At 52.5% G+C, this 8945-nt stretch carries 10 protein-coding genes; 5 read left to right on the forward strand and 5 right to left on the reverse strand.

The window, feature by feature from the left end; all coding sequences use genetic code 11:
* Positions 1 to 162 precede the first annotated feature (162 nt).
* Together FJ147_09290 and FJ147_09295 are read right to left on the reverse strand one after the other, a co-directional pair.
* On the reverse strand, positions 163 to 606 hold the full coding sequence (locus FJ147_09290) for a cupin domain-containing protein (protein ID MBM4256078.1): 444 nt from the start codon (positions 604 to 606) through the stop codon (positions 163 to 165).
* Between the two features lie 187 nt (positions 607 to 793).
* Positions 794 to 1954, reverse strand: a complete 1161-nt coding sequence (locus FJ147_09295; GenBank protein ID MBM4256079.1) for an ATP-binding protein — start codon at positions 1952 to 1954, stop codon at positions 794 to 796.
* A gap of 213 nt (positions 1955 to 2167) precedes the next feature.
* Between FJ147_09295 and FJ147_09300 the strand changes: the two genes are divergently transcribed.
* Complete coding sequence (locus FJ147_09300; protein ID MBM4256080.1) at positions 2168 to 2497, forward strand: carboxymuconolactone decarboxylase family protein; 330 nt, start codon at positions 2168 to 2170, stop codon at positions 2495 to 2497.
* A 64-nt stretch (positions 2498 to 2561) separates the two neighbouring features.
* On the opposite strand, the gene FJ147_09305 is transcribed toward FJ147_09300, so the two are convergent.
* Positions 2562 to 2786 carry a hypothetical protein gene (locus FJ147_09305; GenBank protein MBM4256081.1) on the reverse strand — a complete coding sequence of 75 codons (225 nt, stop codon included), beginning with the start codon at positions 2784 to 2786 and terminating at the stop codon, positions 2562 to 2564.
* A gap of 270 nt (positions 2787 to 3056) precedes the next feature.
* On the opposite strand from FJ147_09305, the gene FJ147_09310 reads away from it, so the two are divergent.
* The 3 genes from FJ147_09310 (at position 3057) to gcvH (ending at position 6049) form a co-directional block, all read left to right on the forward strand.
* Positions 3057 to 4775: a proline--tRNA ligase gene (locus tag FJ147_09310; GenBank protein MBM4256082.1), complete on the forward strand. Its 1719-nt coding sequence runs from the start codon at positions 3057 to 3059 to the stop codon at positions 4773 to 4775.
* Positions 4775 to 5581 (forward strand): orotidine-5'-phosphate decarboxylase, encoded by an 807-nt coding sequence (gene pyrF, locus FJ147_09315; GenBank protein MBM4256083.1) that lies wholly within the window; start codon positions 4775 to 4777, stop codon positions 5579 to 5581. Before FJ147_09310 ends, pyrF begins: the two co-directional genes overlap by 1 nt.
* A gap of 72 nt (positions 5582 to 5653) precedes the next feature.
* Complete coding sequence (gene gcvH, locus FJ147_09320) at positions 5654 to 6049, forward strand: glycine cleavage system protein GcvH (protein MBM4256084.1); 396 nt, start codon at positions 5654 to 5656, stop codon at positions 6047 to 6049.
* A 24-nt stretch (positions 6050 to 6073) separates the two neighbouring features.
* Here the strand turns inward: gcvH and FJ147_09325 are convergent, their stop codons facing one another.
* Positions 6074 to 6439, reverse strand: coding sequence for a septum formation initiator family protein (locus tag FJ147_09325; protein MBM4256085.1), 366 nt, complete (start codon positions 6437 to 6439; stop codon positions 6074 to 6076).
* 80 nt (positions 6440 to 6519) lie between these two features.
* Here FJ147_09325 and FJ147_09330 point away from each other — a divergent pair, with 80 nt between their 5' ends.
* Complete coding sequence (locus tag FJ147_09330; protein MBM4256086.1) at positions 6520 to 7800, forward strand: phosphopyruvate hydratase; 1281 nt, start codon at positions 6520 to 6522, stop codon at positions 7798 to 7800.
* Between the two features lie 345 nt (positions 7801 to 8145).
* Here the strand turns inward: FJ147_09330 and FJ147_09335 are convergent, their stop codons facing one another.
* The gene (locus FJ147_09335) at positions 8146 to 8721 is read right to left on the reverse strand and encodes a hypothetical protein (protein ID MBM4256087.1); all 576 of its coding nucleotides are present in this window, start codon (positions 8719 to 8721) and stop codon (positions 8146 to 8148) included.
* Positions 8722 to 8945: the final 224 nt, after the last annotated feature.

Below are 8945 nucleotides of genomic sequence, written 5' to 3' on the forward strand. Positions count from 1 at the left end.
GCGTTCACTCCCTGTCCCGTCCATCCTGAGCTTGTCGAAGGGTGGACGCGCATCATTATCAGGTGGGAAACCTATAGTCGCTCCCTCCCAGCCCTAGCCCTTCTTTTCGCGCTTTGATTACGCCGCTGATAACTAATAACTGACAACTAATAACTGACCACTTCACCGCTTCTCAAACGTCACTTCACCAATCTCCGAACCACTTAACACCACTAACAATGTGGCCTCTTCGTTTCCGACGTTACGGAATCCTTCCATCGTTCCTGCGGGAAAAGAAATCGTATCCCACTGACTAAGGGTCACTTCGTTCTCACCTTTATTGCCCCAGAAAAACGAACATGTCCCAGAAAGTACAACGAACACTTCCGGTTTGGGGTGGCAATGGAGCGGCGCTCCTTTACCAGGGCTGACTTTATTAACCGCCATAGTGAAGCCATGTTCTCCACTGATCGCAGGGGTAGTTCTTCCCGCACGACCAATCAGCGCATACCCTTGGGTGCCATCAGGTTTGTAGTTCTTGATAAAGCTCGCGTAGTCGATCGGCTTGAGATCCCCAAAGCGCGCAACACGAGCATCGTGCTCTTCTTGTGATACTTGAGTGCTCATACGTCCTCCTTTGTTTTTCTCGTCGACCTTTTGCTTGCGTCGTACCACCCTCGTTGACAGAGTGCAAGGTTCGTACAACTCATCCTACAGCGGTTTGCATGTGCTTGACGAGACGCAGAGTGTAGGCCGGAATAAGCGAAGCGTTTCCGGCGGATCAGGCTGCAGACGGTTTTCGCACGGAGGATGCTTATGATTCCCTTGGCGCTTTCTCGCCCCGCAGTATGCGGGGCAAGCGCTGAACCGCAGTGGCGAAGTTCATCACTTCCACTCCTCGCTCATGCCAACTCCGAGAGCCGGTATACAAGAGAAAAGCCTTCGCCTGTGGATAGTCCGCGAGAAACACACGAAGTCCTTGGAAATCTTCGTCACGCACCCGGGCGGAATGTTTCACTTCGATAGCTAATAAGCCGCGCTCGCCATACAAGACAAAGTCCACTTCGACATTGGTCGCCGTGCGCCAGAAAAAAATCTGATAGCCTAACTCGTAGTAATCGTTTAGCGCACGGAGATGCTGAAGGAGCAGTGTCTCCAATGCCGGCCCGGCAATTTCCGACTCGGCATCGAGCGGTCCGCGCGGACGGAGGATATTGAACACCCCCGCATCGAATAGGAAAAACTTCGGATGCGTGCTCACTCGCCGTTTGGCACGACGAGAGAACACAGGGATACGTACGGCCAGCAGCAGGTCCTCCAGGGTCGTGAAGTAGTCTTCCACTACTTTCCGCTCGACACCACACTCTCGTGCGACACCGGTCATGTTGAGAACCGCCGCTTGCGAGAACGAGGCCGCTTCCAAGAAGCGGGTAAATGCGCCAAGGTTGCGCAGGAGTCCTTCTTGCTGCACTTCCTCGCGGAGATAAGTCGTGACGTAACTGGAAAGATAGGCTTTAGGATTTGGTTCCGTGTACACTACTGGTAAACAACCAAACTGAAGGGAGTGTTTCAGTTGAAAATCGTTTCCCAGTTCGGTGGCGGTGAGCGGATGCATAAAGCGCGTGAGCGCACGCCCAGCCAGGAGGTTGACCCCTCGCCGCCGCAGCTTACGCGCACTCGACCCCGTGAGAATAAAGCGTAGCCGCCGACTTTCGATCAAGCGATGCACTTCATTGAGGATCTCCGGAACACGTTGGACCTCATCGAGAATCACCCAGCCGGAAAAACCGCGTGGAATCAAGTCGTCGAGTCGTCGCGGGGAGGCCACCAGTCGCAGATGCAACTCGGAATCGAGTAAGTCGAGGTAGAGCCCCTCGGGAAAAGTCTGTTTCAGCCACGCGGTTTTTCCCACACCACGTGGACCAAAGAGAAAGAAACTTTTCTGCCGCTGGACGTCTAACAGTCTGGAGTACATAAGTCCTTTTTATCATGAAAAAAGGACTTATGTATCCCGTTTTTCTTTAAAGGGCGACGGCTCACCACAAGCTTTTCCCTTAACCACTATCTCGGAGAAGGAAATGCTTGTACGGAGAACACAGCAGTAACGACAACCGTGACACAGGTTGCGTGAGGCGTAGAACGTGATACGTGAAACGGAATACATGTGAGCAAGAAAGGAGAATCACTTATGGCCGATCACTTTTACCCCGCTGATGGAATGAAGGACCTCAAGAAACTGCGCGATCTCAAGCCGGACACGTTCAAGGCTTTTGTCGAATTCGACAAGAAAGCGTTTGAAGAAGGCGCACTGAATGTGAAGACGAAAGAATTGATCGCCGTTGCGGTTGGACATGTTACCCAGTGTCCCTACTGCATTGATGTTCACACCAAGAAAGCGATCGCAGCAGGAGCGACGGAACAGGAAGTCGCAGAGAGTATCTTTGTCGCAATGGCATTACGAGCTGGTGGGTCATTTGCGCATAGCACCGTGGCGATGCATGCGATGGAGCATAAGTAAGTCTGGATCTGAATAGTCACGCAGTGAGCCGGGAACAGGGAGGGCCTGGTCTCGGCGCTGCTTACTAACGAAAAAATTTCGCCGGAGACTTCTTTTTCCGTGCTGGATGGCCGCGATAGTGGATGATCGGGTAGCGGTCTTTGTATTTCGGAGGTTGAGTTTTTCGCCAGATGTAGAAAAGCCCAGCATACACGGCAACAATTATCGCACCAATACCAATGTCTCTGCTCCGTGTGAAAAGATACCCAATGCTCACACCAAAGCAGAGGACCACGAAAAAATATTTCACGTACTTGCCCACCGTAGCGCCTATCGTCGGGGACTCTTTTGTATGATCAGCGCTGACAAAAGTTCCTTTCGAAGGTATCGGCCAAAGAGAAAGGGGGTTCAACCGGCTGTTCAGGAAAAATGACATATCGCATAACCTACACGATTTCACTCCGATAATGAAAACTCCCACGGCTACATTTTTCACTCTTCCGGTTGCCCGACTTGACACCTTTCCCTTGCACTGTCTAATGTTCCCGCAATTACTATTACTTGCGGTAGAATATTATCCATGCGTTATCGCCATACGTTGATTCCTACCCTTCGGCACGACCCCGCTGAGGCGGAAGTCATTAGTCACAAACTTCTCGTTCGTGCGGGACTGATTCGCCAGGTTGCTCGCGGGATTTACGATTTTCTCCCGCTCGGGCTGAAGGTCGTACGTAAAGTCGAAAACATTGTCCGCGAAGAAATGAATCGTGCTGGTGCTCAGGAAATCCTCATGCCAGCCGTCTGCCCGGCTGAGTTATGGCAAGAAAGCGGACGCTGGGAACATTACGGCAAAGAATTGCTCCGTATTAAAGATCGGCATGAGCGAGACTTCTGTTTCGGACCGACACACGAAGAGGTCGTCACCGATATCGTGCGACGCGAAATCCGTTCGTACCGAGACCTGCCATTAAATCTGTACCAAATTCAGACCAAGTTTCGCGATGAAGTGCGTCCCCGCTTTGGCCTGATGCGTGGGCGCGAATTCATTATGAAAGACGCCTATTCCTTTCATACTGACTTTGCCGATTGTCAGCGCGAATACCAAAACATGTATGACACATATCGCCGCATTTTCGATCGTTGTGGGCTGACATATCGTCCAGTCGAAGCCGATACCGGTGCGATCGGTGGCACTCTGTCACATGAATTCCAAGTGCTCGCCGACTCTGGCGAAGATGCCATCGTCAGTTGTGATAAGTGTACCTACGCCGCAAATGTCGAGAAAGCTGAAATACGGACTCGTCCAGAGTCTAGTGTCCAGGGTTCAGCGTCGTCTGCATTAAAGAAAGTGCATACGCCCGACCAACGCACGATCGAAGAAGTCTCGACATTTCTCGGTGAGTCTCCAGAACGATTCGTCAAAACGTTGATCTACGTCACAGATACGGGAGCCGTCATTGCCGCCATGATTCGTGGTGATCACGAACTGAGTGAGCCGAAGCTCAAGACAGCCCTTGGTTGCCAGTGGGTCGCACTCGCGGATGAAGACACTGTTGTTCGCACCACGAATGCACCAATCGGATTCGCTGGCCCGATTGGTATCAAAGCCACACTCGTCAGCGACAACACCTTGCGTGGCGCTGTGGGCATGATCTGTGGCGCGAATGAACGTGATTATCATCAGACTGGTCTCGATTTTGGACGAGATCTCGGCAATGTACGGTTTGCTGACCTACGACAAGCACGAGCTGGAGATGCATGCCCACGGTGTGAATCTGGCATCTTTACCACGCATCGTGGGATTGAGGTTGGGCAAACGTTCTATCTCGGGACAAAGTATAGTAAGGCCTTAAATGCCACCTATCAGGATGCACAGGGGCAAGATCACCCCATGGAAATGGGCTGTTACGGTATTGGGATCACGCGGACGGTTGCCGCGGCGATTGAGCAGCATCATGATGCAGATGGTATTCAGTGGCCGCTACCACTAGCTCCAGCTTCTGTACAAATTGTCCCGGTCAACTGGGATGATGAACAGAGCCGGACAACAGCAGAAGGCATTTATACGCAACTCCTCACTGCTGGTATTGATGTTCTGCTTGATGACCGGAGCGAGCGTCCAGGGGTCAAATTCAAGGATGCTGATTTACTCGGTACGCCACTGCGCGTCACCATTGGGCCAAAGTCGCTCGCCCGAGGTATGGTGGAATTGAAGCGGCGAACAGAAAAACAAGGAACCGAAGTCGGGGTTGGGCAAATCGTCGAGACGCTCATCACGCTCAGCCGGGAAAATCACTAATGGTACATCTCGCATGGCCATTTCTGACTTCACGCCAAAGTGAAGTCCGGCAGCGTTTGATCTTTGCCCTTGATGTGGCCTCCATGGCTGAGGTCAAGGAATACGTCTCACTGCTGAAAGACGAGGTTGGCCTCTTCAAGGTCGGCAAACAACTCTTTTTACATGGCGGCCCGCAAGTTGTTCGCTTTATTCAGAATAAAGGCGGCGAAGTTTTTCTCGACCTCAAGTTTCACGATATTCCCCGCACCGTCGCTCGTACTGGTGTCGAAGCCACCCGGTTAGGGGTGCGGATGTTTGATCTCCATGCCTCGGGCAGTTCAGAAATGATGCACCAAACGCTCGTCGACGTAAACAAAGTGTGCAGAACTGAAAACCTGCGACGCCCCAAAATTCTCGCGGTAACGGTCCTCACGAGCTTGAACAAAGAGGACCTCAAACGAACGGGCGTCGTTACCGGTGTCGAAAACCAAGTGGTGCGGTTAGCTAAATTAGCGCAGGAATCAGGTATGGATGGCGTTGTTGCCTCGCCAATGGAAATCGCCCGCATTCGTCGCGAGTGTGGAAAGAACCTGTTGTTAGTTGTCCCTGGAGTGCGCTCGCAAGGTGAAGCCTGGGATGACCAAAAGCGCGTGCTGACGCCGGAAGAGGCGATGCGCATTGGTGCCGACTACCTGGTCGTGGGGAAACCCATTCGCGATGCCAAAGATCCCCGCGAAGCGGCCCGACAAATTGTCCGCGAAATGGAACACGGACTGGAATCAGGTCGAGGCGCGACGCGACTTTTTCGGCGAGACTCGCGCCGCTAACGCAAAAAGTTTTCTTGACAGAGGGCAAGGACCTCGCTAACAAGTGACACCAGAGGAGGCAGAGCAGAAATCATGGCTGAGAACCTCAAGTTTTCCGAAGATCATTTGTGGGTACGAGTCACGGGCAACCGTGCTCAAGTCGGTCTTTCGGAATATCTCCAAGACGAACTCGGAGAAATTATTGCAGTGGAGTTGCCGGACGTAGGAGACGTCCTTGAACGTGGTGAGAGTTTTGGTGAAGTCGAATCGGTGAAAACCGTCTCAGATCTTCTCGCTCCCATCAGCGGAACCATTTCAGCAACGAATACAGATTTGGAAGATCAACCTGCATTGGTCAACGAAGATCCCTATCGTGAAGGGTGGTTGCTCGAAATTGAATTGAGCGACAAAACTGAACTTGAAGACCTGATGGACCCCGATGAATATGAGGACTTCACAGAAGGTGGTGGTGACGGCGACGACGAATAGTCTGCCAAGGACAACACGCTGAGACTACCGAGGGAGTTCAGCATCCGTAGTGGACTCATGGGTCCTGTCACTAACAGTCTCGTCTCTTCCTTGCTCCGGCGCCTCAGATGAACCCCGGAATAGATAGAGGAATTCTCCCTTTCTCGCGAACTTCAGTTCTTCCCGCACAACTTTTTCTAGATACCGATTGTCCGTTTTCAATCGACTAATGCGATCTCGAAGATCTTTGTTTTCTTCCAACAGCGCGACCGCTGTGGATTCAAGCGAGCGTTGTTCCTGGCGCAAACTCCACAAATGGACAAATCCATGTTCCCCAATCGCAGTGGAAAGCGCTAACAGGACATACGAGAGGAGAAGCGTCGGGAGCCACAGTTTTTTAAATATACGCATAATTTGTAGAATAGGCATCTTACGCGCTTGCACGGTGCAGAGCAACGAACTGCCCCAGCATGCCCAGAGAAAGGATTGAGATGAAGATCAAAAAGGTTATCGCTCGGGAAGTCATCGATAGTCGAGGGAACCCCACTGTTGAAGTAGACGTCGTGCTCTCTAGTGGCGCAGTGGGCCGCGCGGCAGCCCCCTCCGGGGCTTCGACTGGTGCACACGAAGCCTGGGAACTCCGTGACCGTAGTAACAAACGGTATGGCGGTAAAGGGGTACAGAAGGCAGTGGACAACGTCAACAAAGTGATCGGCCCACGCTTAGCCGGAAAAGACGCCAGTGCACAACAAAAACTGGATCACGTCCTCCTCGATCTCGACGGAACCGCGAACAAAAAACGCTTAGGTGCGAATGCGTTGATTGCCACGTCGCTCGCCATCGCCAAAGCAGCTGCTGCTGGTGCAGCCGTGCCATTGTATCGCTCCTTGGGTGGACGTAACGCCAACACCCTCCCCGTCCCATTGTTGAACGTCTTAAATGGGGGAGCCCACGCGACCAACAACATCGATATTCAAGAATTCATGATCGTCCCGATCGGAGCACGTTCGTTTCGCGAGGCCTTACGGATGGGGGCAGAAGTCTTCGCGACGCTCAAACGTATTCTGCAAGATAAAGGATTGACGACGGCGGTCGGCGACGAAGGTGGGGTGGCCCCGGATCTACGTTCCAATGAAGAAGCCCTCGACATCCTGCTCGAGGCCATCACTCGCGCAGGCTATCAACCGGGCAAGCATATCGCCTTGGCCCTCGATGTGGCATCAACCGAGTTGTACGAGAACGGAACCTATGTGTTCCACAAGTCTGGCGGAAAAACGCGCAGTGCGGCTGACCTCGTGGCCTTGTATGCGCAGTGGACGAAGCAGTATCCCATCGTCTCGATTGAAGATGGTCTCGCTGAGGATGACTGGGAAGGATGGCAACTCTTAACCAAAGAGCTGGGCAAGCGCGTGCAGCTCGTAGGTGACGACCTGTTTGTGACGAATAAAACGCGACTCGCGCGTGGCATCAACGAGCACGTGGCGAACGCCATTCTCGTCAAAGTCAATCAAATCGGCACCCTGAGTGAGACGCTCGACACTTGCGCGCTCGCGCAACAGCACGGCTACGCGTCTGTCATTTCGCATCGCTCTGGAGAGACAGAAGACACCACCATTGCTGACCTTGCCGTTGCGCTCAACGCCGGGCAAATCAAAACTGGCAGTGTGTGTCGTGGTGAGCGGACCGCGAAGTATAACCAACTGTTACGTATCGAAGAAGAGCTGGGAACGCGTGCACGCTATCTGGGAAAAAAGGCCTTTGCGATGAAGTAAGAATGATTAAATTTTTTTCACAATGTGACGATTTTTTATTGCGGGATGAATGATGATCTGCTACAAAGATCGACGAATGGAGCTTCGCTTCACAAAAAAATATCATAACGAGGGGTTCCCACAACTCACTCAGAAAGATAGGAGGTCTCTATGGCAGCAGCAAAAAAGAAAGTCGTGAAGAAAGCAGTGAAGAAAGCCCCCGCAAAGAAGACCGCTTCAAAGGCGAAGAAGAAAGCCCCCGCAAAAAAGAAGTAACCTAAAAATCGAACATCCCTAAGAAGCGAAGCGATCCGAAAGAAAAAGGCCCTGAATAAGGGCCTTTTTCTTTTTCTCCACCATTCTTCATCAGTCGATACGAATACACGCGCCACGTGGAATATCACTACGAGCGCGGGCGACCCAGAGCTGGAAGCGGCAAGTGAGTTGCTTGGCCGTCGTTTGAAATGAGGCGCCGGGCCGTGAGAATTCTTCGACCATGAGACGGTTCAACATCTCAGAAGTCACAATCCCACCGCTCAGGAAACGACACGAGGATTCCGGAGATTTCCCGGCAATCGCTGCACGAAATTTCTCAACCGCCTCTGCACGTTGATAACGCCACCCACCAGTCTGTCCAGTAAAGTCGAGAAAAATCCATTGCGTATCTGGCAACGGCAGTCGCCGCAATGGAGCACGCACCAGGGTCTGATAGGCGATCTGCTCAAATTGTGCGGTTTGTCGTTCAAGGTTACGTGCCAAGGCGTGTTCAGAGAGCCCAGTTGCACTCAAGCGTGAGCCGACCGCCTGAGACGAGTAGAGCAACGGATTGTCATGTCCCAGAACCCGCCGACTCTTCTCCGCCATCGATAGTTGCGCAAATGCTTCTTTCAAGCGAGCACACTCTGCATCGTAACGTGCGCGATATTGAGTAAAGTTCATCATCGCGGCGCACTGTAGAAGATTGCCAATCGCAAGGCAAGGGAATACTGGAACAGCCGCAATTGCGGTCCCAACACTGCCAGAGTGTCAGGCTGAACGAAATAAGCTACCACGGCCAGAGGCCGTGGTATTAAGAAGGCCCCTCCGAAGGGGCCGAGCACATTCCGAAGCCCCCGCTGGGGGCGGTAACTCTTAGGAAGGCCCCGCTGGGGCCTCTATACGGTTAC

Source organism: Deltaproteobacteria bacterium, assembly GCA_016874775.1.
Taxonomy (GTDB): domain Bacteria; phylum Desulfobacterota; class Binatia; order Bin18; family Bin18; genus VGTJ01.